The following is a 26,754-nucleotide window of genomic DNA, read 5'->3' as shown; positions in this document are numbered from 1 at the left end:
GCTGTGGCAGTGTCGGTGCAGGGATAGATAGGGACATCCGATGTGCGCATCCTTCAGACTGATTGCCGGCCTTCTGGCGGCATATGCGGGGCTTGCGGCACCTGCCTGCTCCGAGAACGCTTCGGGCTTCCAGTATCTCGGCTGGTCGCGCTTCCAGTATAACGACCTGATCGGGGATGGTCATGACCGCTGGCAGAGCGGGGGGATCAGTGTCTCGGTTCTGGCGGGGCGCGAGCCGGAGGCCACACTTCCCGCGCAGCCCTTTGCCTTGTGGGAGTTCCGCCTGAGCGGGGCAGTGATCGCCCCGCAATCGCTGACCCGTCCCGCCGCGCAGGACCGGCGCTATGTCAGCCGCTCCGAGCTGAGCGCGCGCAGCTATTTCGAGCAAGGTGGCTGGCAGGGCATGGTCGGTTTCGGTCTGGTGGGGATCGGTCCGGACACATTGCCCGGCAAAGTCCAGAAAGAGCTGCATGATCTGCTGGACCAGCCCGATCCGAGCGCCGCGCAGGATGACCAGCTGGGTGACGAGATCTGGCCGATGGTCGCGGCAGAGTTGCGCTATCCGGTGGATCTGGGGCCGCAAACGCGGCTGGTGCCGTTCGTGTCTGGCAAGAGCGGCGACGAGGATCTGTTGACGGCCGGCGTCGATCTGCTGATCAATGCGCCGCAGCCGATGCTGTGGCTGCGCGACGATACGTTGGGCCGGCTCTATATGGGGTTGGGAGATAAATACACCGGCGGAACGACCTTCGGGCTGGGCGCGGATGTGACCCATGTCGGCCATAGCAATCTCTTCCCCGAAGGCGGCGTCGAGGCGGAGGACACTCGTTACCGGCTGCGTGCCTTTGTCAGCCATAGCTGGGACACTATGCGGTTGAGCTACGGGGCGACATGGCTCTCGGAGGAATATGTTGGCCAGCCCGAAGGGCAGGTCGTGGGCGATCTGCGGCTGGATATCCGGTTCTGAGCGCGGCGGGCTTTTCTCGCCTGAATCCCCGGAGGCGCCCGTGTTTTGCGTTGACAGTGGGGAAGGGGGCTGTATAAGCGCGCGGATCGGTGGCGCAGGCTGCCGGTTTTTCATTGGTGTTGGTGGATCTCGCAAGAGAAAACCTGTCGCCGGTCGCAAGGCCGGAGGAGGACAACGCCCTTCGGAACTTAGAGAAGGAGATCAGCCGTGACCAAACGCACGTCTGCCAAGTACAAAATCGACCGCCGCATGGGCGAGAACATCTGGGGCCGCGCAAAGTCCCCGGTCAACCGTCGTGAATACGGCCCGGGTCAGCACGGTCAGCGCCGCAAGGCAAAACTGTCGGACTTCGGTATCCAGCTGCGCGCCAAGCAGAAGCTGAAAGGCTACTACGGCGACCTGACCGAAAAGCAATTCCGTCGCATCTACGGCGAAGCAGAGCGTGTTAAAGGCGATACCGGTGAGAACCTGGTGGGTCTGCTCGAGCGCCGTCTGGACGCAGTTGTCTACCGCGCGAAATTCGTGCCGACCGTCTTCGCCGCACGTCAGTTCGTGAACCACGGCCACGTTCTGGTCAACGGCAAGCGCGTGAACATCCCCTCCTACCGCGTGAAAGAGGGTGACGTGATCGAAGTTCGCGAGAAGTCCAAGCAAATGGCTCTCGTGATCGAAGCTCAAGCGTCCGCAGAGCGCGACATCCCCGACTATCTGGAAGTCGACGGTTCGAAACTGACCGCGACCTTCACCCGTACCCCGGGTCTGTCGGACGTTCCGTATCCGGTCGTCATGGAACCGAACCTCGTCGTCGAATTCTACGCAAAGAACTAAGGGCGTGGGCCTTCGGGCCCCCCTTCGTCTTTGCCGATTACGATCGAAATACGAAAAGCCGCAGTGGATCACTGCGGCTTTTCACGTTTTCAAAGGGTCTGTTTCGCCGCTGTGGCGACGGCTGGCTTCAGCCGTCGTTGAACATGCTGAGGAATGACCAGAGCTGTGCATGGGCTTCCTTCTGGAAATAATCGCCGAAGTCCCCGTTCTGGAGCTTTTCGATATAGATAGCTGTATTCGCTTCGTTATTCAGCCGCGGACGGCTGTAGGAACTCGAGCGATATGCGATTTCCTCGGCACCGCGGCGCAAGGCGCGCTCGGTTCCGGGGGTCCAGCGCTCGTCGATCCGGCCGACAAAGAGCTGGTAACGGCTCAGGGTCTTCTTGACCGCGATCCGTTTGTCCTTGGGTAAGGACATGAAGACATCCTGCAGGCTGTCGGCCCTTGCCAAGGATGGTAGGCCCAATGCGCAGAGGAACGTCGTCGCAAAGGCCAGTGGGGGGGCCGTATATATCAGTGCATGAGACATTTCTGTTGGAGCTCCTTTCGCCTGATAACGCGTAAGTTGTGAATTCTAAATGAGGCGTAAATCTGTCAACGACGGAGCGATAAGCGGGGTGTAATTTTAAAACTTGAGTTAGTTTTTCATAAATATGTGGGGCATCTCCCACGCAATCCGGCCAATTCGGAACACTGGTCAAAGATTGCTGGAAAATCGCTTGGACCGCAGATAAAGAGACGGCGCAAGATGAGGGTAGATGCATCATGAATGACCAAATTCAACCGCAACCCGGAATTATGGATATCGCGCTCTACGAGGGCGGGGCGTCCAAAGTGGCTGGCCGCACGGATGCGGTGAAGCTCAGCTCGAACGAGAACCCGTTCGGGCCGTCCGACAAAGCCAAAGAAGCCTTTGCGCGTTGTGCCCATTCGATGCATCGATATCCGTCCACCGACCATGCGGGCCTGCGTCAGGCCATCGGGGATGTCTATAAGCTCGATCCGCAGAAGATCATCATCGGCGTGGGCTCGGACGAGATCATCCACATGCTCTGTCAGGCCTATGTCGGCGCGGGCTCCGAGGTGGTGTTCACCGAGCACGGTTTCCTGATGTACCGCATTTCGACCATGGCTGCCGGTGGCACGCCGGTAGAGGTGAAGGAACGTGACCGCACGACCGATGTGGATGCGATCCTCGCGGCCTGCAACGAGAACACCAAGCTTGTCTTTATTGCCAACCCGAACAACCCGACGGGCACGATGATCGCGCCCGCCGAGCTGGAGCGTCTGGCCAAGGGGCTGCCGGAGCAGACGATTCTGGTGATCGATTCCGCCTATTCCGAATATGTGGAAGGCTATGATGGCGGCGCCGATATCGCGACCCGTCTGGACAATGTCATCATGACCCGTACCTTCTCCAAGATCTATGGTCTTGGCGGGTTGCGTGTGGGCTGGGGCTATGGCTCGAAAACCATTATCGACGTGCTCAACCGCGTGCGCGGGCCGTTCAACATGTCCACCGCGCAGCTGGAAACCGCCGAGGCCGCCGTGCGCGATCAGGACTGGCTGGAACGCTGCCGCAATGACAATACCCGTCTGCGCGCATGGCTGGCCGAGGCGCTGGCCGAGAAGGGCGTGCCGTCGGATACCTCGACCGCGAATTTCATCCTCGCCCGTTTCACCTCGCCCGCTGAGGCCGAGGCCTGCGACGAGTATCTGAAATCCGAGGGCATTATCGTGCGCCGTGTCGCCAGCTACAACCTGCCGCATTGCCTGCGTATCACCGTGGGCGACGAGCCGTCCTGCCGCCGGGTGGCCCATCTGATCGGCCAGTTCAAGGCACAGTTCATGGCAGGTGATCTCTCATGATCTTTCCGAAAGTCGCGCTGATCGGGATGGGGCTCATTGCCTCTTCCGTGGCGCATGCGACCCGCTGGAAAAAGCTTGCCGGTTCCGTCGCGGGCTTTGACCGCGACGCGGAGGTGCGCGAGACGGCCCGCGAGATCGGGCTCGTGGATACGGTTTGTGACAGTCTGGCCGAGGTGGTGCGCGATGCCGATCTGGTCATGCTTTGCGTGCCGGTGGGCGCGATGGGCGCGGTTGCTGCCGAGATCGCCCCGCATCTGAAGCCGGGCGCGATCGTCACCGATACGGGGTCTGTCAAACAGGCGGTGGTGGAGGCCGTGGGTCCGCATATCCCCGAGGGTGTGCATTTTATCCCGGGGCACCCGCTGGCCGGCACCGAGCAATCGGGGCCGCGTTCGGGCTTTGCCACGCTCTTCGTCAACCGCTGGTGGCTGCTGACGCCATCCGAGGAGACCGAGCCTCAGGCGCTGGCCTTGCTGCGCGCCTATCTCGAGGGGTTCGGGGCGAGCGTTGATACAATGGATGCACCGCATCACGACATAACACTGGCGGTGACCTCGCATTGCCCGCACCTGATCGCCTATACGATGGTGGGTGTGGCTGACCATGTGCGCCGTGTCAGCCATCAGGAAATCATCAAGTATTCGGCCTCGGGCTTTCGCGATTTCACACGGATTGCGGCCTCCGATCCGACAATGTGGCGCGACGTCTTCCTGACCAACAAAGAGGCGACGCTGGATATCCTGGGCCGCTTCGCCGAGGAGTTGTTCGTGCTCCAACGCGCGATCCGCACTGGTGATGGCGAGATGCTGCACGAGTATTTCACCCGCACCCGCGCGATCCGCCGCGGCATCATCGATGCGGGACAGGATACCGACGCGCCCGATTTCGGGCGCCAGCCGAAGCCATCCGAAACGATGTAATGGAAAAGGGCCCCGAGGGGCCCTTTTTTAACCTTCCGCGGAGTCGGGGATCTGGATCACCGGTGCCTCGCCCAGCGGAATGGGCCCGAGCTTCATCTGTCCTGCGCGGATTGTCAGCGGCAGCTCCAGCTCCCCCGATTTTCCCGCCATCTGTGACACGAGGAGTTTCACCATATCCACGCGGTTGCGCGGGATCAGCCCCGCATCCACCGCCACGCCCAGCCAGGCCTGCCAGTCGGGCGTGCCCAGCGTGATCTCGCCCTCGGGCTGACCGGTCTCGGTGATGGTCAGCGCACCTTTGGCAGTGACCAGTTTCGAATCCCAGTCCAGCGTGAAATCATTGATCTTGACGGTCTGCAGGGCAGGGGCGCGCTCGAGGCTGCTATTGTCGAGCGGTGTCGCGGTACCCACCGCGCCATCCAGATGGATCTGGTCGATCTGGTCGGCCAGGAAGGAGCCAGCGGCTTTGGCCTGCGGAAGCAGGTCGGACAGCACATCCAGCGGGATCTGCACGGCGTCCATATCCATGCCGATCTTATAGGCATGGGCAGGGGTGAGCGTGCTGTCGGCCTCGTTCGGATCGGTGATGGCTGCGGCGCTGTCCTCGGCCTTCTGGAGCGATACGACAATCTGGTTGGCTCCGAAATCGATCTTCTCGCCGCTGATCTCGGGCTGGTCCAGCACCAGTTTCGCAGAATTCAGCGGCAGGGTCTTGGCCAGACCCAGAGATACATCCAGCCGGTTTGACAGGTTTGACAGGGTGAAATCGTGACCCGCATAGCCCAGATCCACCTCTTCGGGCAGGTTCATGGTGATATCGGTCGGGCGGAACACACCGGCGTTCAGCTGCGCGTATTCGGCCGACCAGGAGAAACCACCATCAGGCTGTGTCAGCTCGGGCGATTCGAAATTCGCGGTGAAACGGGTCGGGAAACCACCTACGGCCACCGCCTGCGCAGAGCCCCATCCGGCCGCCTCGGCCGTGGCAATCAGCGCTTTGGCCCGTGTTTCGATCTCGCGCGATACCAGCATCCAGTAGGCACCGAAGACCACGCACAGAATGATGATGAGACCTACCAGTTTGCGCATTATACACCTCTTCACAGCTCGTCGTATTTTCTCTATTCGGCCAAAGACGAAAGGACCAGAGGCATGAACAAAACGTTATGGGTCTTCGGATATGGCTCGCTCATCTGGAAACCGGGATTCGAGGTGGCGGAACAGTCCCTTGGTCGGCTCAAGGGCTGGCACCGTTCGTTTTGCATGACCTCCATCCATTATCGCGGCACCGAGGAAAATCCGGGGCTGGTGCTGGCGCTTGATGCACAGGAAAACGCCGTCTGTGCCGGTGTGGCGTTGCGCGCGAAAGCCGGCGAGGAAGCGGACGTGCTGGCCTATCTGCGTGATCGGGAGCTGGTCTCGAGCGCCTATGAGGAGCGGATCCTGCCGGTGGCGCTCGCCGACGGGCGGGTGGTCGAGGCGGTGACCTATGTGGTGGACCCCGCCAATCCCCAATATTGCCACCATACGCTCGAGGAACAGGCGCGGATCATTGCCCGATCCTGTGGCCGGATGGGCCCGAATTGCGACTACCTCTACAATACGGCGCAGCATCTGGGCACACTCGGCATCGCCGATCCCGATCTCGACTGGTTGGCCGCAAGAGTGCGCCATCTGACGGGATGCGCCTGATCTCCTGATAGCCCTTGGACAAATGCGCGCGGGCGGCTAGGGTCAACGCCAAGTTAACAGGTAAATCGGGCCCCTCCCCATGTCCAAGCTGAAACTCGAAGCGCAATTCTCCCAACCGGTCCGGCAGATCTTCATGATGCTGGTGGTTCTGGGGCTGGTGGCCGCAGGGGCCGTCTTCGCCTATGCGCGGATCTTCCCGATCTTCCTGTCGAACCCGTGGCTGAACGGGGTGATTCTGATCACCTTCGTGCTCGGGGTTCTGGCCTGTTTCTGGCAGGTGGTGCAGCTGATCAAGGCGGTCAGCTGGCTCGAGAGCTTTGCCGCTGACCGTCCAGGGCGTCCCAATGTGCGTGCGCCGGTAATGCTGGCGCCGCTGGCGGCTCTTTTGGGAGCACGCCAGCGTGCCGATATCTCGACCTCTGCAGGCCGCTCGATCCTCGAATCGGTGGCCGAGCGGATCGATGAGGGCCGCGATATCACCCGCTATGTTACGGGGCTTCTGATTTTTCTCGGGCTCTTGGGTACGTTTTACGGGCTGGCCACGACGGTGCCCGCCGTGGTCGATACGATCCGCGCGCTGGCTCCGCAGGACGGTCAGTCGGGGCTGAGTGTCTTCGACAATCTGATGACCGGTCTCGAGGGGCAGCTGGGGGGCATGGGCACGGCGTTCTCGTCCTCGCTCCTTGGGCTTGCGGGCTCGCTGATTGTCGGACTTCTGGAGCTGTTCGTGACCCATGGCCAGAACCGGTTCTACCGCGAGCTGGAGGAATGGATCAGCTCGATCAGCCGCCTCAGCTTTGCCGGAGGCGACGGCGAGGAATCGGCCGTGATCGAGGTTCTCGATCATATGGCTGAGCAGATGAACCAGCTCAACGGGCTCTTTGCCTCGAGCGAGGGCTCGCGCCGTCAGGTGGATGTGCGTCTGGGCCAGCTCGCGCATGTGATGGAGGGGCTCTCCGAGCGCCTTGATACGGAGATCGCCGCGCGCGCCGCACAGGCCGAGAGCCTGCAGCGCATGGCCGATGGTCAGGACCGGCTGGTGATGGCGCTCGAGACGATGGCTGCCTATTATGCCTCTGATCTCTCTGCCGAAAATGACGCCGAGATGCGGATGCGTCTGCGCTCGATGGATGGGCAGATGGCGCGGATTCTCGAGGAGATGTCGGCGGGCCGCCAGGAGAGCATGGCCGAGCTGCGCCATGATTTCGCCGCGATGACGCGCGCGATTCTCGCCCGCCCGCGGGAGAGCTGAGATGGCTCTGGCGCGGCGCGGGCGGCAACGCTTTTCTACCAATATCTGGCCCGGTTTCGTAGATGCGATGACCGCGCTTCTTCTGGTCGTGATCTTTGTGCTCTCGATTTTCATGGTGGTGCAATCGGTGCTGCGCCAGCAGGTCGACACTCAGGAAAACGAGCTGGCCTCGCTTAATGATACGGTCGATGGTCTGGCTCAGGCGCTCTCGCTCTCGCGCCAGAAAGTTGGATCGCTCGAAACCCGCCTGACCGATGCCGAGACGGCGGCCCAGCGTCAGGCGACCCTGATCGCCAATCTGACGGGGCAGCTGAAGGAGCGGCAATCCGATCTGGATGCCGCAGGGGAGAAAATCACTGCCTTCGAGGCGCAGGTCGCCCAGCTTCTGGCCGCCCAGCAGGCGCAGGCCGACGCATCTGACGAGAAGCTTCGTGTCTCGCAGGCGACGATCGATGATCTGCGCGCCAAGCTGCAATCCTCGGGCGACGAGATCTCTGCCATGACGCTGGCTTTGGAAGAGGCCCGCAAACAAGCCGAGGACACGCTGACCAAGCTGGCGGCGGCACAGGCCGCGCGGGAGGATCTACAGGGCAGGCTCGACCAACAGCTGACCGAAGCCGAGCGTCAGGCAGCGCTAAAGGCTGTGGCGGATAAGGCTCTGGCAGATCAGAAGTCGATTTCGACAGAGGCCGCCCGCAAGGTCGAGTTATTGAACCAGCAGATCGCTGCGCTTCGCGGGCAGCTCGGCCAGTTGCAAGCAGTGCTCGATGACAGCCAGAGCCGGTCTGTCGCATCCAGAAGCCAGATCGAATCTCTGGGAACTCAACTGAACTCCGCGCTGGCCCAGCTTGCCGCAGAGCAGAAAAGGCGTGCCGCGCTGGAAGAGGCGGCCCGCAAGAAGGCCGAAGCTGAGGCACAAGATCTGGCAAGTTATCGCTCGGAATTCTTCGGGCGTCTGTCGAAGATTCTGCAAGGGCGCGAAGGCGTGAAGGTCGTCGGCGACCGCTTCGTCTTCTCCTCAGAGGTGTTGTTCCCGCAAGGCTCGGCCACGCTGTCGGATGCCGGCAAGGCGCAGATCAAGCAGGTCACCGCGCTTCTTGACGAGCTTGCGTCCGAAATCCCACCTCAGCTCGACTGGATTATCCGTGTGGATGGCCATACCGATGACGTGCCGCTCTCGGGCAACGGACAGTTCCGCGACAACTGGGAGCTCAGTCAGGCCCGCGCGCTCTCGGTGGTGCGCTACATGATCGACGATCTGAAATTCCCGCCCGAGCGGCTTGCAGCGACCGGTTTTGGCCAATACCGTCCGGTGGCAGAGGGCGATAGTGCCGAGGCCCGCGCTGCGAACCGCCGGATCGAGCTGAAACTGACCGAGCGCTAAGGGGGCGATGAGCCTGCCTGCCTGATCCGGCCTGTGGCGCCGATGCGTCTCTATAGGATCATCGCGAGTAGAACCCGTGAGGTAGACGGGTAACCGCTTGGCGCAGGGGGAAGTCGTTGAGGTGGCCCGCGAAACCCGGAGAGTCTGGCTCGAGCTTGCCGTCAACGACGACGAGGAGGAACGGCATGGCTGGATAACGGAAGAACTATGGGGGCTTGCGTTCAAGGTGAAAGTGGCACTCGGGGCGATCCGCGATGAGGCAACGATCTCCGATCTGGTGGCTAAGTACGGCGTGCATCAGACGGTAATCAACGCATGGAAGCGCCAAGCGCATATCGGGGATCTTCTCGGGAAAGGCCGCAGCGAGCGAGGGCGAGATCGAGAAGCTGCATGCGAAGATCGGCCAGCTCGTGGTAGAGCGGGATTTTTGAGCGCGAGGCGAGCCGTTGTGGCGCCACCGCTTCGAGCGCCGCTGGCGACGGCGAGGGTATAGTTGTGGCGGGACATGATCGCTCCCCGACATCCCGAGCTGTCGATCCTGCGGCAATGCGCCTTGCTCGGGCTCAGCCGCTTGGCGTTTTACAGCCCGAGCAGACCCGAGCCGCCGCTGAACCTAGCCTTGATGAAGCTTGCCGACGCGCAGTTCATGGAGAGGTCGTTTTATGGTAGCCGCCAGATGGGGCGGCATCTGCGTGGTGAAGGATATTGCGTTGGGCGCAAGCGAGTCCGAAGGCTCATGGCCAGGATGGATCTGCGGGCTGTTTATCAAAGGCCCAGGACCTCGCGGCCATCTCTGGAGATCCGTAAGTGTATGTATTTTATATGGATTTACCAGACACGCGGCCCGATCACGTCTGGCAGGCTGACATCGCCTACATCGTGATGCAGCGCGGGTTCCGTTACCTGGTCGCCATTATGGATAGGGCGACGCGCCGGGTTCTGTCGTGGCGTCTGTCGAATACCATGGACGTGGAGTTCTGTATCCAGGCCTTGGAGGAAACCGCCACGGCATGGAAAGCCCGAGATATTCAACACGGACTAAAGCCGTCCGTTCACAAGCCCACGCTTCACGAAGATCCTCGCAGACGCAACTATGAAGATATCGGCGGACGGGCGAGGCAGATGGATGGATAACGTGATGATCGCGCGGCTTTTGCGGTCGCTGAACTACGAATGCGTCTATCTGAACGCGTTTGAGACCGGCACAGGAAAGTGGATGATATCCTAGAACACCAAGAGGCCATCAAGGTCTCGATTTGAAGGCTGCAGCATGACCTATAGGCAACCTCAGCGCCGCCGAAAAACGGTCCGGGAAATGGGGCGGCCCTTCCTTAAACCCGCAGATCAGGGAGGCAGATCGCCGATAGTTCCATGGGCGTAGAGCCTATGGATCGTTGAAACTGACTTTGGTCTGGCAGTCATCGGCTGTTTGCGGATGGGGCAATCAAGGCAGCTGGAGGACGGATCTCGAATTGGAATAGGGAAGGGCTTACGTACCGGTCGGTTCGTTCGCACCCATCAGGGTAGCCCTCAAAACGGTTTCGGCCCCGCAGCGCGGGGCCGAAACGAAAAGATACGCGAGGGCGCGGCTCACTCGGCCGTTAGAAGCGGCGGCTTGGAACCGGAGATGCGCGGCTTGCCGGGCTCTTCGGCTTCAATGACAATCTCGTCGTCCTTCACCGAGACCTTCGCAAGACCACCTTTGGTCAGCTTGCCGAAGAGCAGCTCTTCCGCCAGCGGTTTCTTGATGTGCTCTTGGATCACGCGACCCAGCGGGCGGGCGCCCATACGCTCGTCATAGCCTTTCTCGGCCAGCCAGTTGGCGGCTTCCGGCGTCAACTCGATATGGACGTTGCGGTCGATCAGCTGGGCCTCGAGTTGCAGCACGAACTTGTCGACCACCTGAATGATCGTCTCGCGCGGCAGAGGCGCGAAGCTGACCACGGCATCCAGACGGTTGCGGAATTCCGGCGTGAAGGTCCGCTCGATGGCGGCGGTATCTTCGCCCTCGCGCCGATCCCGACCGAAGCCGATGGCGGCTTTCGCCATATCCGATGCACCTGCGTTCGAGGTCATGATCAGGATAACATTGCGGAAATCGACCTGACGACCGTTATGATCGGTCAGCTTCCCGTTATCCATCACCTGCAGCAGGATGTTATAGACATCAGGGTGCGCTTTCTCGATCTCGTCCAGCAGCAAGACGCAATGCGGATGCTGGTCGACGCCATCGGTCAGAAGGCCACCCTGATCGAAGCCGACATAGCCCGGAGGTGCGCCGATCAGACGCGAGACTGCGTGTTTCTCCATATATTCCGACATGTCGAAACGCAGCATCTCGACGCCGAGCGAGCTGGCAAGCTGTTTGGCAACCTCGGTCTTACCTACACCGGTCGGACCGGCAAAGAGGTAGTTACCGATCGGCTTCTCGGGCTCGCGCAATCCGGCCCGCGCCAGCTTGATCGAAGCCGAAAGAACCTCGATTGCCTTGTCCTGACCGAAGACCACACGTTTGAGCGTTTTCTCCAGATCGCGCAGCACTTCGGCATCGTCTTTCGACACGCTTTTCGGGGGAATGCGCGCAATCTTGGCCACGACGCTTTCGATCTCTTTGGGAGAGATCGTCTTGCGGCGCTTGCTATCGGGCAGCAGGTGTTGCGCAGCCCCGGCCTCGTCGATCACGTCAATCGCCTTGTCGGGCAGTTTGCGGTCATGGATGTAACGGGCCGACAGTTCCACTGCAGTCTTGATGGCCTCGTTGGTGAAGCGGATGTCGTGGTGCTCCTCGAAATAGGGTTTTAGCCCCATGAGAATCTTGACGGCATCGGCGGTCGAGGGCTCGTTTACATCGATTTTCTGGAACCGGCGCGACAGGGCGCGGTCCTTCTCGAAGTGCTGGCGGAACTCCTTATAGGTGGTGGAGCCCATGCAGCGCAGCTTGCCGCCGGCCAGCGCCGGTTTCAGCAGGTTGGAGGCATCCATTGCACCGCCGGAAGTCGCACCCGCGCCAATGACCGTATGGATCTCGTCGATGAAGAGGATCGCATCGGGATGTTCTTCGAGTTCCTTCACGACCGCCTTCAAACGCTCTTCGAAATCACCGCGGTAGCGGGTGCCCGCCAGAAGGGCGCCCATATCGAGCGAGTAGATCGTCGAGCCCTTCAGGATATCGGGTGTCTCGCCGCGCGTAATTTTCAGCGCAAGACCTTCCGCGATCGCGGTTTTGCCCACGCCGGGATCACCCACGAGGAGCGGGTTGTTCTTGCGACGGCGGCAGAGCACTTGCACGCAGCGTTCGACCTCCTCATGACGACCGATCAGCGGATCGATGTCACCCTTCTTGGATTTCTTGTTCAGATCGACGCAGTATTTCGCCAGAGCCGACTCCTTACCTTCACGCTCGGACTGATGCGCGGTGGTATCGGCTTTGGGGGTTTCTTCCTCCTCGGCACCTGTCACCGAACGGTTCTCGCCGAATTCAGGATCTTTGGCCACGCCGTGTGCGATGAAATTCACCGCGTCATAACGGGTCATCTCCTGCTCCTGCAGGAAGAAGGCCGCATTCGACTCGCGCTCGGCGAAGATCGCGACAAGCACATTGGCGCCGGTCACCTCGGAGCGGCCGGAGGATTGGACATGGATGGCCGCGCGCTGGATCACGCGCTGGAAAGCAGCAGTGGGCACCGCTTCGGAGCCTTCGACCTCTGTGATCAGGGTCGACAGGTCATCATCGATGAAGTCGGTTAGGGTTTGACGAAGTTCGTCCAGATCGACCGAGCAGGCTCGCATGACACGGTTCGCGTCAGGTTCGTCGATCAGCGCCAGCAGCAGGTGCTCAAGCGTCGCCAGTTCGTGCCGGCGCGCGTTGGCCAGTGCCAGCGCACCATGGATTGCTTGTTCTAAAGTAGTCGAGAACGAAGGCATGTGGTGCTCCTTTCCTATGTTGGCGAGCGCGTCAGAACGACTCTCTCACCAACCTGGCCTCATACTATTAAACTTCGGTGGAAATTCGCGCTCTTCAAGACCCTTGATGCAAATTCCGGATAAGTTTCAGGCTCTGCTGGAAAAGTGAACAGAAGGTAACCAAAACGGCCTTTACCGAAGCTGGGCTGCCAAAATGGGGTATCGTGTCCATGAAATCAACAGGCTGTAAAAGATTTGACGTAAAATTTCGACAATTTTTGATTAAAAAATAGGCGGTGCGGGAGAGGGCTGATTCACCGCGTTCAGCGCTGGCCTCGGACGATGTCCGACGATGGGGCAGGGCACCTTGCCAATAATAAGCATGATTGCGACAATTCGCCCGCATTTTTCATGACAAGAGGGTTGAAACATATGACCTCGGGGCACTAGGGAGGCATGTCAGCCCGAAGGTTTGGATATGCGCAGATATAAAATTTCCCGAAACGCTATGCTGCGTCGGTCCCGTGCGATGGTGTCATCGCGCAGACTGTGGAAATCGCGCCTCATCTTCTGGCTCGGTGCGATTGCGATCGGGGTGATTTCGGTCGGTTTCGCCACTGCCGCCGACTATGCGCAGGAATTGTTCCGCCATATCACGGTGGGCTCGGGGCGCAGTTGGCTGCCCCTGATCATCACGCCTCTGGGGTTTCTGCTCTGCGCCTATCTGTCGCTCACCCTGTTCCCCGGAACCTCGGGTTCTGGTATTCCTCAGGCCATTGCCGCGCAATCGCTGACCGAGCCGGGAGAGCGCACGGCACTGTTGTCGCTCAAAATTGTCTTCGGGAAGATTTTCCTGACGGTGCTGGGGCTGTTCTCGGGAGGCTCGATCGGGCGCGAAGGGCCGACCGTGCAGATCGGCTCGGCGATCATGCTGCAATCGGCGAGCATCGGCGGGATGGCGCATTCGCGGGGGCTGATCCTCGCAGGCTCCGCCGCTGGAATTGCCGCAGCGTTCAACACTCCGCTGGCGGGGATCGTGTTCGCCATCGAGGAAATGAGCCGCAGCTACCAGTCGCGCACGAACGGGATCGTGCTCTCGGCGGTGATCATCGCGGGCGTCGCCTCGCTCAGCCTCCTTGGCAACTATACCTATTTCGGCATCTCGGACTCCATCGGCGAACTGCCGCGCGATCTGGGGCTCGTGGTCGTCTGCGGGGTCACGGGAGGGCTTTTTGGGGCGCTTTTCTCGCGGCTGGTAATCAATCTCACACGCCGGATCCGGCGCTGGAAAGCCAATGGTAACGGGTTCCGCCGCTCCCTCTGGCAAGCGCTCGCCTGCGGTATCATCACGGCCATCATCGGTTTCGCCTTTGCGGGGGCGACCTTTGGCACCGGGTATGGCGAGGCGCGCAGCGCCATCGAGGGCGAGGCGTTGCCGGTCACCTTCTTCTTCGGCAAACTGATCGTCACGGTCGCGGCCACTGTTTCGGGCATTCCGGGCGGGCTCTTTGCGCCATCATTGGCTGTAGGAGCTGGCCTTGGGTCCTCTATCGCATTGATTATGGGCACCAATATCGGCCTGTCGTCGATCCTCGGGATGGCCGGATATTTTGCGGGTGTGGTGCAATCACCGATGACCGCCTTTGTCATCATCATCGAGATGACGGGTAGCCACAGCAATATCGTGCCGGTCATGGCCGCCTCGATGATCGGCTACGGCACGGCCCGTTTTGTCTCGCCCGAGCCGCTTTACGGGACGCTGGCGCGGTTCTTTATTGCCGATGCTATCCGTCTGCGCCGTGCCAAGGCGCAAGCGGCGCGGGGGGATGATGCCGATCCCGCACCGGATGCAGCCGAAAGATCTCAGAACTGATCTTTCGCCTGACGCGCTTTGGTGAACACATCGAGTGCCGAGGCGGTCGAAGGCAGACCCAGAGCGGCACAGAGGTCGGGGTCGTCCGCCCGCAGGAACGGGTTCGTTGCCTTTTCCAGTGCCAAGGTCGAGGGCACTGTCGGTTCACCCCGTCCGCGCCGCGCCATCGTATCGCGCATCCGCGATTTCAGCGCCGGATTGGCGGGTTCGAGATTGAGCGCGAACCGGCCGTTGGACTCGGTATATTCATGGCCCGAGCAGACGATGACCCCCTCGGGCAGCGCCGCGATCCGGCGCAGGCTTTCGAGCATCTGGGCTGGCGAGCCCTCGAACAGGCGTCCACAGCCCCATGCCATCAGGCTGTCACCGGTAAAGACCATCCCCGATTGCGGAAAGTAGAAAGCCACATGGCCGACCGTATGGCCCGATACATCGATCACCTGCACGTCGTCCGACCCGATCCGGATCTGGTTGCCGGGCTCGACCACCACATCCAGCGGCGGCAGACGATGGCGATCGGCCGCCGCACCGATAACCTTGGCGCCGGTGCGGGCACGGATCTCGGCCACGCCCGCGATATGGTCGTCATGATGGTGGGTCAGCAGGATGCCGTCGAGTTTGAGATCCTGCGCCTTGAGCGCTTCCATAATCGGTCCCGCTTCCGGCGCATCGATCAGAGTTACGGCTCCGGTTGCGGTGTCCTTGGCGATATAGGCGTAATTGTCGCTCAGGCAGGGAACGACGGTAAGTTCGATGGTCATGGTGTTTTCGAGAACCTTCACTATGTTTAGGACAGGCTAAGCCGAATGGGACCCGAGCTGCAATGCATGTAGATGTGCTTGATTTGCGAAATTTCTATTACCGCACACAGTTGGGGCGCGTCGCACAACGCGCGCTACGGGACCGTGTGCTGTCTCTCTGGCCTGCGGAAGGGGCGGGGGCCACAGGGCGGACGGTCGCTGGTTTCGGGTTTGCGGCGCCCCTGTTGCGACCCTATCTGGCCAATTCCCGCCGGGTGATCTCGCTCATGCCTGCACCGCAAGGCGTGATGCCATGGCCTGCGGGCGAGCCGAATGTCTCGGTGCTGACCGAAGAGGTGCAATGGCCGCTCGAGACGGGATTGGTGGACCGGCTGGTAGTGATGCATGCCATCGAGCAATCCGATAACGCGGGCGAATTGCTGGAGGAATGCTGGCGTGTGCTGGGACCGGGAGGACGGGCGCTTCTGATCGTGCCGAACCGCGCGGGGCTCTGGGCACCGCGCGAGACAACGCCGTTCGGTTTTGGGAAACCCTATACGCTGTCGCAACTTGATGCTCTGGCGCGCCGCAACGGGTTCGTCCCCGAACGTCATACCGCAGCGCTCTATATTCCTCCCTCGCACCGGCGGTTCTGGTTGCGCTCGGCGCAGATGTGGGAAGGGGTCGGGCAAAAGATTTCGGGGCTGCTGGCGGCGGGGGTTGTCATGCTGGAAGTGTCGAAACAGGTGACACAGCCGCGCCGGCCGGGTCTTGGAGCACGGGTGCGCAAGCCACTGTCGATTCTGGAAGGGGCCACGAAGCCGGCAACCGAGCCGTCTTGGCGTGCAACGCATGGGCGCGACACAAATGTAACACCCAGAACCTTTCGGGAAATCTAGATGCTGGGGCATATTGCCGCAGATTCGTAACGCGCTACGCGCGGAATCCCTTGTTTTACGGGCAGCAGACAAGCCCATTGGCATAATCTGGAAGAAGATAGCGCGAGAAGCCTAAAAAACAGTCAAAAACTGTCGGCTATGTTCACGGGTTAGTGCGCAAGAAGGTTGCGGGGTGGGGATCGCTCTGTTACATCCTGACACCGAAACGAGGGCGAGCGTGGGCGCGCCCTGAGGAGATCTCCATATTTTCCTTCCGTTCCTTCAGGAGCGGGAGGCTGCATGTGGAGGATTAACATCGGAAGGGTGGCCGTGTCCGAACCAGCTTCAATTTCCGCAGGCATCGCCGACCGTTATGCAACGGCGGTTTTTGAAATTTCCAAAGACTCCGGTCAGCTCGATGCGCTGAAGGGCGAGATCGATGCTCTGGAGGTCGCGCTGTCTGAGAGCGCCGATCTGCAGGGGCTGATCAAGAGCCCGCTCTACTCGAGCGAAGAGCAGGAAGCCTCCATCGAGGCGATTGCAAAGGCCATGGGCCTGAGCGCAACGATGACCCACACGCTGGGCCTTCTGGCGCAAAAGCGCCGTCTGTATCTGCTGCCGATGCTCCTGAGTGCCTTGAGCGCGAAAATCGCGGAAGAAAAAGGCGAGGTCACCGCAAACGTGACTTCCGCAACCGAACTGTCCCAAGAGCAGCAGGCCAAACTGGCCGATGCGCTTGCGGCAAAGACGGGTAAAACCGTTCAACTGAACATTGCAGTCGATGAGACCCTCATCGGTGGCATGATCGTCAAGCTGGGCTCGCGCATGGTCGATACCTCGATCCGCTCGAAGCTCGCTTCCCTCCAGACTAGCATGAAAGAGGTTGGATAATGGGTATCCAGGCATCTGAGATCTCTGCGATCCTCAAGGAGCAGATCAAGAATTTCGGGCAGGATGCCCAGGTCGCCGAAGTCGGCCGCGTGCTCTCCGTCGGTGACGGTATCGCGCGCGTCTACGGTCTGGACAATGTCCAGGCGGGCGAGATGGTCGAATTCCCGGGCGGCATCCGCGGCATGGCGCTCAACCTCGAAGCCGACAATGTCGGTATCGTTATCTTCGGCTCCGACCGGGACATCAAAGAAGGCGACACCGTCAAGCGCACCAACTCGATCGTTGACGTGCCCGCCGGTGACGCGCTCCTGGGTCGTGTGGTTGACGCACTTGGTAACCCGCTTGACGGCAAGGGCCCGATCGAAGCGACCGAGCGCCGTGTGGCCGACGTCAAGGCACCGGGCATCATTCCGCGTAAATCGGTGCACGAGCCGATGGCAACCGGCATCAAGTCGGTTGACGCGATGATCCCGATCGGCCGTGGCCAGCGCGAGCTGATCATTGGTGACCGTCAGACCGGCAAGACCGCAATCGCGCTCGACACCATCCTGAACCAGAAAGTCTACAATGACGCAGATCCGGCGAATGCGCTGCACTGCTTCTATGTGGCTATCGGTCAGAAACGTTCGACCGTTGCCCAGCTGGTGAAGAAGCTCGAAGAGTCGGGCGCTATGGCCTACACCACCGTGATCGCGGCAACAGCCTCCGATCCGGCACCGATGCAGTATCTGGCCCCGTATGCGGCAACCGCAATGGCCGAATACTACCGTGATAACGGCAAGCACGCCCTGATCATCTATGATGACCTCACCAAGCAGGCTGTAGCCTACCGTCAGATGTCGCTTCTTCTGCGTCGTCCGCCGGGGCGTGAAGCCTTCCCGGGCGACGTGTTCTATCTCCACTCGCGCCTGCTGGAACGTTCGGCCAAGCTGAACGAAGAGTTCGGCCTCGGCTCGCTGACCGCTCTGCCGGTTATCGAAACCCAAGGCGGTGACGTGGGTGCGTTCATCCCGACCAACGTGATCTCGATCACCGATGGTCAGATCTTCCTTGAAACCGACCTGTTCTACCAAGGCATCCGCCCTGCAGTGAACACCGGTCTGTCGGTTTCGCGTGTGGGTTCGTCCGCTCAGACCAACTCGATGAAATCGGTGGCTGGTGCCGTGAAGCTGGAACTCGCGCAATACCGCGAGATGGCCGCCTTTGCCCAGTTCGGCTCCGACCTCGACGCCGCGACCCAGAAGCTTCTGAACCGTGGTGCACGTCTGACCGAGCTGATGAAACAGCCGCAATATTCGCCGCTGACCAATGCCGAGATCGTTGCTGTGATCTTCGCAGGGACCCACGGGTTCCTCGACAAGGTCGACGTGAAGGAAGTGACCCGCTGGGAAGCCGGTCTGATCACCTTCCTGCGCTCGTCCAAGAAAGACGTGCTTGACTGGATCACCAACGAAGATCCCAAGATCAAGGGCGAAGCAGCTGACAAGCTGAAAGCAGCAATCGAAGCATACGCAAAGACGTTCGCGTAAGCGGCCCGGAAGGATAGGGATATGCCCAGCCTTAAGGACCTCAAAAACCGGATCGCGAGTGTCAAGAACACTCGTAAGATCACGAAGGCGATGCAGATGGTCGCGGCAGCAAAATTGCGCCGCGCCCAAGAAGCAGCCGAAAACGCGCGGCCCTTCGCCGAGCGTATGAACGCTGTAATGTCATCGCTGGCCGCCTCGGTGGGCGGCTCTGATAGCGCGCCCCGGCTTCTGGCCGGGACGGGTTCCGAGCAGGTGCATCTTCTCGTGGTGATGACGGCGGAGCGCGGCCTTTGCGGCGGCTTCAACGTCAATATCGCGAAGAAGGCAAAGCAAGCTGCCGCAAAACTCAAGGCCGAAGGCAAGACGGTGAAAATCATCACCGTCGGCAAAAAAGGCCGCGATTCGATGCGCCGCGAGCTTGGTGACCTGTTCATCGATCACGTCGATCTGTCGGGGGTGAAGAACCTTCGTTATGTCGATGCGCAATCCATTGCGAAGAACGTTCTGGCCCGCTTCGATGCAGGCGAGTTCGATGTTGCGACGATTTTCTATTCGCGCTTCCAGTCGGTGATCAGCCAGATCCCGACCGCGCAGCAGATCATCCCTGCGACCTTCGACGCACCGGAAGAGGCAGCTGGTGCCTCGGCAGTCTATGACTACGAGCCCAGCGAAGAAGCGATCCTGCATGACCTGCTGCCGCGTGGTGTGGCAACGCAGATCTTCACGGCGCTTCTTGAAAACGCTGCCTCTGAGCAAGGCGCGCGGATGTCCGCAATGGACAACGCAACGCGCAACGCCGGCGATATGATCGACGACCTGACCGTGGAATTCAACCGTTCCCGCCAGGCCGCAATCACCACCGAGCTTACGGAAATTATTTCGGGCGCCGAGGCGCTCTGACCGAACCGGAGAAAACACACAAATGGCAAAGCATGGCAAAGTGACGCAGGTCATCGGCGCCGTCGTGGACGTTCAGTTCGAAGACGGCCTGCCCGAGATCCTCAACGCACTCGAGACCACCAACAACGGCAACCGCCTCGTGCTGGAGGTTGCCCAGCACCTCGGTCAAGGCACCGTCCGCACCATCGCGATGGATTCGACCGAAGGTCTGGTCCGTGGCGCGCCCGTGACCGATATCGGCGCTCCGATCTCGGTGCCGGTTGGTCCGGCGACCCTCGGTCGCATCATGAACGTCATCGGCGAGCCCGTTGACGAACAGGGCCCCGTGGCCAAGGACGAAGTCCGCGCGATCCACCAGCCCGCGCCGGACTTCGCCGAGCAATCCACCGAAAGCTCGGTCCTCGTGACCGGCATCAAGGTGATCGACCTTCTCGCGCCCTATGCAAAAGGCGGCAAGATCGGTCTGTTCGGCGGCGCAGGTGTTGGTAAAACCGTTCTGATCATGGAACTGATCAACAACATCGCAAAAGTGCACTCGGGTTACTCCGTGTTCGCTGGTGTTGGTGAACGGACCCGTGAAGGGAACGACCTTTATCACGAAATGATCGAATCCGGCGTTATCATCCCCGATAACCTTGCGGAATCGAAAGTGGCACTGGTCTACGGCCAGATGAACGAGCCTCCGGGGGCCCGTGCACGTATCGCTCTGACCGGTCTGACGATCGCAGAGCAGTTCCGCGACACCTCGGGTTCGGACGTTCTGTTCTTCGTGGACAACATCTTCCGCTTCACCCAAGCAGGTTCGGAAGTGTCCGCACTTCTGGGTCGTATTCCTTCGGCAGTGGGCTACCAGCCGACGCTCGCCACGGATATGGGTGCGATGCAGGAACGCATCACCTCGACGAAGAAGGGCTCGATCACCTCGATCCAGGCCGTCTACGTTCCGGCGGACGACCTTACCGACCCGGCACCGGCGACCACCTTCGCCCACCTCGACGCAACCACCGTTCTGTCGCGTGCGATCTCCGAACTGGGTATCTACCCGGCCGTGGACCCGCTCGACAGCTCCTCGCGCATGATGGATCCGCAGATCCTCGGCGAAGAGCACTATAACGTGGCTCGCGAAGTCCAGAACATCCTGCAACGCTACAAATCGCTGCAGGACATCATCGCGATCCTCGGCATGGACGAACTGTCGGAAGAAGATAAGATCACCGTGCAACGCGCGCGTAAGATCCAGCGCTTCCTCTCGCAGCCGTTCGATGTGGCAAAAGTCTTCACCGGCTCCGACGGTGTTCAGGTTCCGCTGGAAGATACGATCGCGTCCTTCAAGGCCGTTGTCGCTGGCGAATATGACCACCTGCCGGAAGCAGCCTTCTACATGGTTGGCGGCATCGAGGAAGTGAAAGCCAAAGCCGAGAAACTCGCGGCTAACGCGTAAGGAGGCGGCTGATGGCCAATACGATGCAAGCCGATCTCGTGGCCCCCGAACGGAAGCTCGCTTCCGTTCAAGCCACGCAGGTTCTCGTCCCCGGTGCCGAGGGCGACATGACGGTGATGCCGGGCCATGCGCCTACCATCACCTCGTTGCGCCCCGGCAAGCTGACGATCGTGTCCGAGAAGGGCGAGGAAAGCTATGCCGTAACAGGCGGCTTTGCCGAGATCTCCGAAGAGGGGATCTCCGTTCTGGCCGAGCGCGCCCTTCCTGCCTCCGAGTTCACGGCAGAGATTGCCGCCGAACTGGTGGCGGAAGCGCGTAAGGCCAATGACGAAGCCAGCCCGTCGGTGGCCGAAATGACCGCGAAAATGCTCGCGGACATGGAGGCTCTCGGGTCGCATATGCTCGGCTGAGACAGCAACCTTTTCAGAAAAAGCCCCGCAATGTTGTGGGGCTTTTTTTTACTTAATGGGTCCAGAGTAGTAGTGTTTGCAGACGGAGCGCCTTGATGCTGAAGATAGATGCACAGATTGTTGGCATTAGCCAAGGAACACTCGTGCTCTTTTCCGATTATCAGGATGGTGGCCAGATGTGGACGGGCACCGGCCCGCGCGAGCTGCGCCGCATCGTCACGTTCGACGAGCCCTATGCAGCCGTGCCCAAGGTGCAGGTCACGCTATCCATGTGGGATATTGACCAGCAACATAATCCGCGGATGGATATCTCCGCCGATATGATTACCACGGAAGGCTTCGTCATCGTGTTCCGCACATGGGGAGATTCCAAGATCGCGCGCGTGCGTTCGGACTGGCTAGCTATCGGTCCTGTGCGCCATGACGACGACTGGGACGTGTATTAAAAGATTACGCCCTAATGCAGGAGGGGGAGGGGGGCCGGACGGCCCAGATGGAAGCCCTGACCCAGCTCGACACCCAGCTCCATCAGGATCGCGCGCTCGGTCTCTCGCTCGATGCCTTCGGCAATCAGTTCACAGCCGATATCCTTGGCAAACCGCAGAAGTGCGCGCACCATCGCGCGGTTCTCGCGATGCGCCTCGAGACCCGCAACCACGACACGGTCCAGCTTGATGAGATCGGGTTTGAGGGCGAGGATATGTGCTAGGCCCGCATTGCCCTGACCGACATCATCCAGCGCGATCTTGACGCCGATCTCGCGGAGCGCCGAGAGGCGATGCTCGAGCCTGCTGAAATCCTGTATGACAGCCTGTTCCGAAATCTCGATCGCAAGGCCGCGCTGCCGATCACTCTTCAGGTAGCTCTCGAGCCGTGCCTGTAGGGAAGGGGCCAGAAGGCTGTCAGGGGAGTGGTTGAGGAAGACTAGCGAGCGGCACTGCATGCGCTCTGCCTCGTCAAGAATGCTGTTGGTGGCGTTCAGCTCCAGCTTGGGCCCCATTCCATATTGGGTAGCCAGCCTGAACATGTCCTGCGGGCTGTAGTGCGGCATGTCTGTAAAGCGCGATAGCCCCTCGAAGCCATAGGTTCTGCCCGAGGCAAAATGGAGGATGGGTTGGAATACGGGCCGGATGCTCGGGGCGCTGAGCATACGAGCCAGATCTTCCCCGATCGGTTCGACAAAGCCCGATATCTTCGCCTGAAGCCGCAGGTTGGTCGAGATCATATCGGCCATCGTGCGGAATATGCGGATTTCCTGATCGCTGAGCGGCGCGCGCTCTTTCATCGAGAAGCAGCAGATCGTTCCGAAGGGTAGTCCTGGATGGATGGTGATCGGCACCGACATGTGCAGGCCGATCTGGAAATTCTTGTCCTCGCGGAGGCGACGGACGGTCTGCATGACCGGATCATTCCCCTGAATGATCTGAGGCAGGATGTCATTGCAGACCCAGTAGCACAATGTCCGGTCGAGCTTTATGCAGTTATCGGGGATCAGCGGCGTCAGAAAGGGCGACGCTTCATCGACGGCGAGGAACCAAAGCTGCCCGTCCTCTATTTCGGAAACGAAGATCGTTTCCATGCCAAGAAAGTCACGCAAGGCCGAAAGCGATTCCTTGAGGGATTCGATGACGGCATTCCGCAGATCGGCATGTTTGGGTCGGCTCAGGGCCGAAGAGAAATCAGCATTCATTTCAGACCCGCTTCCGAGGCCACCACAGACTATTTACGCACAAAACTTAGTTAATGATTCGTATTCGAGGAAGTTTCGGCGAGCAACCGCTGATTGTGAAAAATCAGGTTGTATTATCCGAAATTCTGATTGCGTTGCATAATAGTTCACCCCGTGAACATTTGTTCATCTTTCGTTGCTGTCCGGGGCATCGCGCAAAGAAAAAGGGTGCCCGAAGGCACCCTTTCCCGAAGCTTCCACAAATGGAAGGGGGCTGATTACATCATGCCGCCCATGCCACCCATGCCGCCCATGCCGCCCATATCCGGCGCGCCTGCGCCTTCTTTAGCGGGCTTGTCGGCAACCATCGCCTCGGTGGTGATCAGCAGGCCTGCGATCGAGGCTGCATCTTCCAGCGCGGTGCGAGTCACTTTGGCGGGGTCGATGACACCAAATGCGAACATGTCGCCATATTCTTCGGTCTGCGCGTTGAAGCCGAACTTCAGATCGGTCGATTCACGGATCTTGCCAGCGACAACCGCGCCGTCAACACCTGCGTTTTCCGCGATCTGGCGCAGCGGCGCTTCCAGCGCGCGGCGCACGATGGCGATACCTGCGTTCACGTCGCTATTGGCGCCAGTCAGGCCTTCAAGCGCTTTCGCACCCTGAACCAGAGCAACACCACCACCCACAACGATGCCCTCTTGGACAGCGGCGCGGGTTGCGTTCAGCGCGTCATCAACGCGGTCTTTACGCTCTTTCACTTCGACTTCGGTCAGGCCGCCCACGCGGATGACAGCAACACCGCCTGCCAGTTTGGCAACGCGCTCTTGCAGCTTCTCGCGGTCGTAATCCGAGGTGGTTTCCTCGATCTGGGTGCGGATCTGCGAAACGCGTGCTTCGATCTCGGCCTTGTCGCCAGCACCGTCCACGATGGTGGTGTTGTCTTTGGTGATCGAGACTTTTTTCGCGGTGCCCAGCATGTCCATGCCGACGCTTTCCAGCTTCATGCCCAGATCTTCCGAGATCACCTGACCGCCGGTCAGGATCGCGATGTCCTGCAGCATGGCCTTACGGCGATCGCCGAAGCCCGGTGCCTTGACCGCAGCAATTTTCAGGCCGCCGCGCAGTTTGTTGACAACGAGGGTCGCCAGCGCTTCGCCTTCAACGTCTTCCGCGATGATCAGCAGCGGCTTTTGCGACTGGATCACTTGCTCGAGAAGCGGGACCATCGGCTGCAGCGACGAGAGTTTTTTCTCGTGCAGCAGGATGAGGCAGTCTTCGAGCTCTGCGGTCATCTTGTCGTGGTTGGTGGCGAAGTAGGGCGAGAGGTAGCCGCGGTCGAACTGCATGCCTTCGACGACTTCGACTTCGGTCTCCATGCCTTTGTTTTCTTCGACAGTGATCACGCCGTCATTGCCGACGCGCTGCATCGCTTCCGCGATCTGCGTGCCGATCGAGGCTTCGCCGTTTGCCGAGATGGTGCCGACCTGAGCCACTTCGTTGGTGTCGTTGACCGGACGCGAAGCCGCTTTGATCGCTTCGACAACCTTGGTGGTGGCCAGATCGATGCCGCGCTTCAGGTCCATCGGGTTCATGCCCGCTGCGACCGACTTCATGCCTTCGCGAACGATGGCTTGAGCGAGAACGGTTGCGGTGGTGGTGCCGTCGCCGGCTTCGTCATTGGTGCGGGAAGCGACTTCCTTCACCATTTGCGCGCCCATGTTCTCGAACTTGTCTTCGAGTTCGATCTCTTTCGCGACCGAGACACCGTCTTTGGTGATGCGCGGTGCGCCGAAGGATTTGTCGAGAACGACGTTACGGCCTTTGGGGCCCAGCGTCACTTTGACTGCGTCTGCGAGGATGTTGACACCCTTGAGCATGCGGTTGCGTGCGTCGGTGCCGAATTTTACGTCCTTGGCTGCCATATCTTTGGCTCCTTGACTGGAATTTCTTGAAATCAGGGATCAGGTAAGCGGGTGGCTTACGCGATGATGCCCATGATGTCGGATTCTTTCATGATCAGATACTCGACGCCTTCCAGCGTGATCTCGGTGCCCGACCATTTGCCGAACAGAACGCGATCGCCTGCTTTGACGGAGGGTGCGATCAGCTCGCCCGAATCTTTACGTGCGCCTTCGCCCACCGAAACGATTTCGCCTTCTGCCGGCTTCTCTTTCGCGCTGTCGGGGATGATCAGGCCGCCCTTGGTCTTTTCTTCGCTCTCGACGCGCTTGACCAGAACACGGTCATGAAGCGGTTTGAATGCCATCTGGGTCACTCCCAAAACTGAGTTGTTGCTTTTAGCACTCGTTGTTGCTGAGTGCTAACGATGCCGGAGTTAGGCATTGCCCCCCCTTCGTGTCAACACCCCGCCCCAGATTTTTTGCGACAAATTTCATAACGCCTGACATGTGCCTCGACAGGGGCGGATTTTGCGATTTCCACCGCGCTCGGCCAGATCGGTTCCTATTGGGGGGATGGCATTGAGGGGCGCGCGCGCTAGAGTGGGGAAGGTCATCACGGGAGGGGTCGGATGCTGCGCAAACACCTGAAGTCACGTCTGTTGCAGGCGGTGTTGGTTCTGGGCGGAGTTCTTGCGCCCATAGCCGCGGAAGCGGCCTGTACGGGGCGTAATCTCTTTGATGCGATGCCCCGCGCCACGCGGATGGCGCTCACCGAGAAGGCCCGTCAGACGGCTTACGGACAGGGTGTTGTCTGGCGCGCGACCAAGGGCACGCAGTCCATCATTCTGGTCGGAACCAACCATGTGCCCGATCCGCGCCATCTGGCCCTGCAACAGGCTCTTCTGCCCGAATTCGACAAGATCTCCGCGTTGCTGGTCGAAGCGGGGCCGGATGAGGAAGCCGCGCTTCAGAAGGCGATGGGTGAGCGGTCCGATCTGATGTTCATGGCGGACAAGACGCTGCCCGACATGATGTCGCAGCGTGATTGGCAGGCGTTGCGACAGCTTGGGGCCGATCGCGGTATTCCCGCGCCGCTGCTGGCCAAGATGCAGCCCTCCTTCGTGATGATTACCCTGTCGATGCCGCGCTGTATGCTTGGCAGTCTGCAGGCGGGGCAGGGCGGGGTGGACAAGCGTATGATGGCCGAGGCGCAGGCCCGCAACGTGCCAATCATGCCGCTCGAACCCTTTGACACGCTGTTCACCCTGATGGAGGGCGTCCCGCAAGAGGACGAGATCGCCATGCTGAAATCGGCGATGGAGGCGACGGAGGATGGCGATGCCACGATGGCGACCATGGCCGATCTCTATGCCCGCGGCGAGATCCAGCTGATCTGGGAGTTCGAACGTCAGCAGGCGCTTGATCGCGGGGAGGATCCGGCCGCGGTGACCCACCAGCTGGCGATCACCCATGATCTTCTGATCACCACCCGCAACCGCAACTGGATGCCCGTCATTGAGAAGGCGGCAGCCAAAGGGCCGATCATGGTGGCGGCAGGGGCGCTGCACATGGTGGGCGGGGACGGCCTTCTGACGCTGCTTGCGCAGGAAGGCTGGCAGATTTCGCCGGTGATGCGGAAGCTGACCTTCTGAGCGGCGGCGCTAGGTGACAATCCCGCGCGCAGCGTCTAAGACATTGTCC

The 26,754-nt window shown here is 60.4% G+C and carries 23 protein-coding genes and 1 pseudogene; 17 read left to right on the top strand and 7 right to left on the bottom strand.

All coding sequences use genetic code 11. The features are described 5' to 3' along the window. The first annotated feature begins 40 nt into the window (after positions 1-40). Complete coding sequence (locus WDB91_RS00550; RefSeq protein WP_339113237.1) at positions 41-967, top strand: lipid A-modifier LpxR family protein; 927 nt, start codon at positions 41-43, stop codon at positions 965-967. Positions 968-1,174: 207 nt separating this feature from the next. Continuing rightward, positions 1,175-1,795 carry a 30S ribosomal protein S4 gene (rpsD, locus tag WDB91_RS00545; RefSeq protein WP_339113236.1) on the top strand — a complete coding sequence of 207 codons (621 nt, stop codon included), beginning with the start codon at positions 1,175-1,177 and terminating at the stop codon, positions 1,793-1,795. Between the two features lie 127 nt (positions 1,796-1,922). Here the strand turns inward: rpsD and WDB91_RS00540 are convergent, their stop codons facing one another. Next, positions 1,923-2,213 carry a hypothetical protein gene (locus tag WDB91_RS00540; protein ID WP_339113235.1) on the bottom strand — a complete coding sequence of 97 codons (291 nt, stop codon included), beginning with the start codon at positions 2,211-2,213 and terminating at the stop codon, positions 1,923-1,925. Between the two features lie 347 nt (positions 2,214-2,560). Here WDB91_RS00540 and hisC point away from each other — a divergent pair, with 347 nt between their 5' ends. Continuing rightward, positions 2,561-3,664, top strand: a complete 1,104-nt coding sequence (gene hisC, locus WDB91_RS00535) for a histidinol-phosphate transaminase (RefSeq protein ID WP_339113234.1) — start codon at positions 2,561-2,563, stop codon at positions 3,662-3,664. Next, positions 3,661-4,584 (top strand): prephenate/arogenate dehydrogenase family protein, encoded by a 924-nt coding sequence (locus WDB91_RS00530; protein WP_339113233.1) that lies wholly within the window; start codon positions 3,661-3,663, stop codon positions 4,582-4,584. The genes hisC and WDB91_RS00530 overlap by 4 nt, the downstream gene beginning before the upstream one ends. A gap of 27 nt (positions 4,585-4,611) precedes the next feature. Here WDB91_RS00530 and WDB91_RS00525 read toward each other — a convergent pair whose 3' ends face one another. Further along, positions 4,612-5,673, bottom strand: coding sequence for a DUF2125 domain-containing protein (locus WDB91_RS00525; RefSeq protein ID WP_339113232.1), 1,062 nt, complete (start codon positions 5,671-5,673; stop codon positions 4,612-4,614). Between the two features lie 63 nt (positions 5,674-5,736). On the opposite strand from WDB91_RS00525, the gene WDB91_RS00520 reads away from it, so the two are divergent. From WDB91_RS00520 to WDB91_RS00505, 4 genes and pseudogenes are all read left to right on the top strand, one after another. Next, positions 5,737-6,276: a gamma-glutamylcyclotransferase gene (locus tag WDB91_RS00520; protein WP_339113231.1), complete on the top strand. Its 540-nt coding sequence runs from the start codon at positions 5,737-5,739 to the stop codon at positions 6,274-6,276. 79 nt (positions 6,277-6,355) lie between these two features. Further along, on the top strand, positions 6,356-7,528 hold the full coding sequence (locus WDB91_RS00515; protein WP_339113230.1) for a biopolymer transporter ExbB: 1,173 nt from the start codon (positions 6,356-6,358) through the stop codon (positions 7,526-7,528). A gap of 1 nt (position 7,529) precedes the next feature. Beyond that, entirely contained in the window at positions 7,530-8,912 is a 1,383-nt protein-coding gene (locus WDB91_RS00510) for a peptidoglycan -binding protein (protein WP_339113229.1), read from the top strand. Between the two features lie 193 nt (positions 8,913-9,105). Then, positions 9,106-10,119, top strand: a pseudogene (locus WDB91_RS00505) (IS3 family transposase); the annotation flags it as partial. 383 nt (positions 10,120-10,502) lie between these two features. Here WDB91_RS00505 and clpA read toward each other — a convergent pair. Next, a complete protein-coding gene (gene clpA / locus WDB91_RS00500; RefSeq protein WP_339113228.1) occupies positions 10,503-12,836 on the bottom strand; it encodes an ATP-dependent Clp protease ATP-binding subunit ClpA in 2,334 nt (777 codons plus the stop codon). A gap of 487 nt (positions 12,837-13,323) precedes the next feature. On the opposite strand from clpA, the gene WDB91_RS00495 reads away from it, so the two are divergent. Continuing rightward, entirely contained in the window at positions 13,324-14,688 is a 1,365-nt protein-coding gene (locus WDB91_RS00495; RefSeq protein WP_339113227.1) for a chloride channel protein, read from the top strand. On the opposite strand, the gene gloB is transcribed toward WDB91_RS00495, so the two are convergent. Further along, positions 14,679-15,449 (bottom strand): hydroxyacylglutathione hydrolase, encoded by a 771-nt coding sequence (gene gloB / locus WDB91_RS00490; RefSeq protein WP_339113226.1) that lies wholly within the window; start codon positions 15,447-15,449, stop codon positions 14,679-14,681. The two genes, WDB91_RS00495 and gloB, sit on opposite strands and share 10 nt — an antisense overlap. Positions 15,450-15,511: 62 nt before the next feature. On the opposite strand from gloB, the gene WDB91_RS00485 reads away from it, so the two are divergent. The 7 genes from WDB91_RS00485 to WDB91_RS00455 all read left to right on the top strand — a co-directional run bounded on the left by WDB91_RS00485 (position 15,512) and on the right by WDB91_RS00455 (position 21,923). After that, positions 15,512-16,327 carry a methyltransferase domain-containing protein gene (locus WDB91_RS00485; RefSeq protein ID WP_339113225.1) on the top strand — a complete coding sequence of 272 codons (816 nt, stop codon included), beginning with the start codon at positions 15,512-15,514 and terminating at the stop codon, positions 16,325-16,327. A 309-nt stretch (positions 16,328-16,636) separates the two neighbouring features. Continuing rightward, on the top strand, positions 16,637-17,197 hold the full coding sequence (locus WDB91_RS00480) for a F0F1 ATP synthase subunit delta (RefSeq protein WP_339113224.1): 561 nt from the start codon (positions 16,637-16,639) through the stop codon (positions 17,195-17,197). Beyond that, entirely contained in the window at positions 17,197-18,726 is a 1,530-nt protein-coding gene (gene atpA / locus WDB91_RS00475) for a F0F1 ATP synthase subunit alpha (RefSeq protein WP_339113223.1), read from the top strand. Before WDB91_RS00480 ends, atpA begins: the two co-directional genes overlap by 1 nt. Positions 18,727-18,747: 21 nt before the next feature. Continuing rightward, on the top strand, positions 18,748-19,626 hold the full coding sequence (locus WDB91_RS00470) for a F0F1 ATP synthase subunit gamma (protein ID WP_339113222.1): 879 nt from the start codon (positions 18,748-18,750) through the stop codon (positions 19,624-19,626). A 22-nt stretch (positions 19,627-19,648) separates the two neighbouring features. Next, the gene (gene atpD / locus WDB91_RS00465) at positions 19,649-21,067 is read left to right on the top strand and encodes a F0F1 ATP synthase subunit beta (protein ID WP_339113221.1); all 1,419 of its coding nucleotides are present in this window, start codon (positions 19,649-19,651) and stop codon (positions 21,065-21,067) included. Between the two features lie 11 nt (positions 21,068-21,078). Then, entirely contained in the window at positions 21,079-21,477 is a 399-nt protein-coding gene (locus tag WDB91_RS00460; protein WP_339113220.1) for a F0F1 ATP synthase subunit epsilon, read from the top strand. Positions 21,478-21,572: 95 nt separating this feature from the next. Beyond that, on the top strand, positions 21,573-21,923 hold the full coding sequence (locus WDB91_RS00455; protein WP_339113219.1) for an H-type lectin domain-containing protein: 351 nt from the start codon (positions 21,573-21,575) through the stop codon (positions 21,921-21,923). An 11-nt stretch (positions 21,924-21,934) separates the two neighbouring features. Here the strand turns inward: WDB91_RS00455 and WDB91_RS00450 are convergent, their stop codons facing one another. The 3 genes from WDB91_RS00450 to groES form a co-directional block, all read right to left on the bottom strand. Further along, positions 21,935-23,167: an EAL domain-containing protein gene (locus tag WDB91_RS00450; RefSeq protein ID WP_339113218.1), complete on the bottom strand. Its 1,233-nt coding sequence runs from the start codon at positions 23,165-23,167 to the stop codon at positions 21,935-21,937. A 257-nt stretch (positions 23,168-23,424) separates the two neighbouring features. Further along, complete coding sequence (gene groL, locus WDB91_RS00445) at positions 23,425-25,074, bottom strand: chaperonin GroEL (protein WP_339113217.1); 1,650 nt, start codon at positions 25,072-25,074, stop codon at positions 23,425-23,427. 56 nt (positions 25,075-25,130) lie between these two features. After that, complete coding sequence (groES, locus tag WDB91_RS00440; protein ID WP_339109315.1) at positions 25,131-25,418, bottom strand: co-chaperone GroES; 288 nt, start codon at positions 25,416-25,418, stop codon at positions 25,131-25,133. 264 nt (positions 25,419-25,682) lie between these two features. Between groES and WDB91_RS00435 the strand changes: the two genes are divergently transcribed. Continuing rightward, a complete protein-coding gene (locus WDB91_RS00435; protein ID WP_339113216.1) occupies positions 25,683-26,705 on the top strand; it encodes a TraB/GumN family protein in 1,023 nt (340 codons plus the stop codon). Positions 26,706-26,754 lie beyond the last annotated feature (49 nt).

Source organism: Thioclava sp. GXIMD2076 (genome assembly GCF_037949795.1).
GTDB lineage: Bacteria > Pseudomonadota > Alphaproteobacteria > Rhodobacterales > Rhodobacteraceae > Thioclava > Thioclava kandeliae.
Note: the sequence above shows the minus strand (reverse complement) of the source record. Positions and strands in the feature narration are given on the sequence as shown.

Bases quoted from the DNA above. Each gene is read 5' to 3' on its own strand.
- WDB91_RS00550 (WP_339113237.1), top strand. From the start codon at position 41: ATGTGCGCATCCTTCAGACTGATTGCCGGCCTTCTGGCGGCATATGCG.
- WDB91_RS00540 (WP_339113235.1), bottom strand. From the start codon at position 2,213: ATGTCCTTACCCAAGGACAAACGGATCGCGGTCAAGAAGACCCTGAGC.
- hisC (WP_339113234.1), top strand. From the start codon at position 2,561: ATGAATGACCAAATTCAACCGCAACCCGGAATTATGGATATCGCGCTC.
- WDB91_RS00530 (WP_339113233.1), top strand. From the start codon at position 3,661: ATGATCTTTCCGAAAGTCGCGCTGATCGGGATGGGGCTCATTGCCTCT.
- WDB91_RS00525 (WP_339113232.1), bottom strand. From the start codon at position 5,673: ATGCGCAAACTGGTAGGTCTCATCATCATTCTGTGCGTGGTCTTCGGT.
- WDB91_RS00520 (WP_339113231.1), top strand. From the start codon at position 5,737: ATGAACAAAACGTTATGGGTCTTCGGATATGGCTCGCTCATCTGGAAA.
- WDB91_RS00515 (WP_339113230.1), top strand. From the start codon at position 6,356: ATGTCCAAGCTGAAACTCGAAGCGCAATTCTCCCAACCGGTCCGGCAG.
- WDB91_RS00510 (WP_339113229.1), top strand. From the start codon at position 7,530: ATGGCTCTGGCGCGGCGCGGGCGGCAACGCTTTTCTACCAATATCTGG.
- clpA (WP_339113228.1), bottom strand. From the start codon at position 12,836: ATGCCTTCGTTCTCGACTACTTTAGAACAAGCAATCCATGGTGCGCTG.
- WDB91_RS00495 (WP_339113227.1), top strand. From the start codon at position 13,324: ATGCTGCGTCGGTCCCGTGCGATGGTGTCATCGCGCAGACTGTGGAAA.
- gloB (WP_339113226.1), bottom strand. From the start codon at position 15,449: ATGACCATCGAACTTACCGTCGTTCCCTGCCTGAGCGACAATTACGCC.
- WDB91_RS00485 (WP_339113225.1), top strand. From the start codon at position 15,512: ATGCATGTAGATGTGCTTGATTTGCGAAATTTCTATTACCGCACACAG.
- atpA (WP_339113223.1), top strand. From the start codon at position 17,197: ATGGGTATCCAGGCATCTGAGATCTCTGCGATCCTCAAGGAGCAGATC.
- WDB91_RS00470 (WP_339113222.1), top strand. From the start codon at position 18,748: ATGCCCAGCCTTAAGGACCTCAAAAACCGGATCGCGAGTGTCAAGAAC.
- atpD (WP_339113221.1), top strand. From the start codon at position 19,649: ATGGCAAAGCATGGCAAAGTGACGCAGGTCATCGGCGCCGTCGTGGAC.
- WDB91_RS00460 (WP_339113220.1), top strand. From the start codon at position 21,079: ATGGCCAATACGATGCAAGCCGATCTCGTGGCCCCCGAACGGAAGCTC.
- WDB91_RS00455 (WP_339113219.1), top strand. From the start codon at position 21,573: ATGCTGAAGATAGATGCACAGATTGTTGGCATTAGCCAAGGAACACTC.
- WDB91_RS00450 (WP_339113218.1), bottom strand. From the start codon at position 23,167: ATGAATGCTGATTTCTCTTCGGCCCTGAGCCGACCCAAACATGCCGAT.
- groL (WP_339113217.1), bottom strand. From the start codon at position 25,074: ATGGCAGCCAAGGACGTAAAATTCGGCACCGACGCACGCAACCGCATG.
- groES (WP_339109315.1), bottom strand. From the start codon at position 25,418: ATGGCATTCAAACCGCTTCATGACCGTGTTCTGGTCAAGCGCGTCGAG.
- WDB91_RS00435 (WP_339113216.1), top strand. From the start codon at position 25,683: ATGCTGCGCAAACACCTGAAGTCACGTCTGTTGCAGGCGGTGTTGGTT.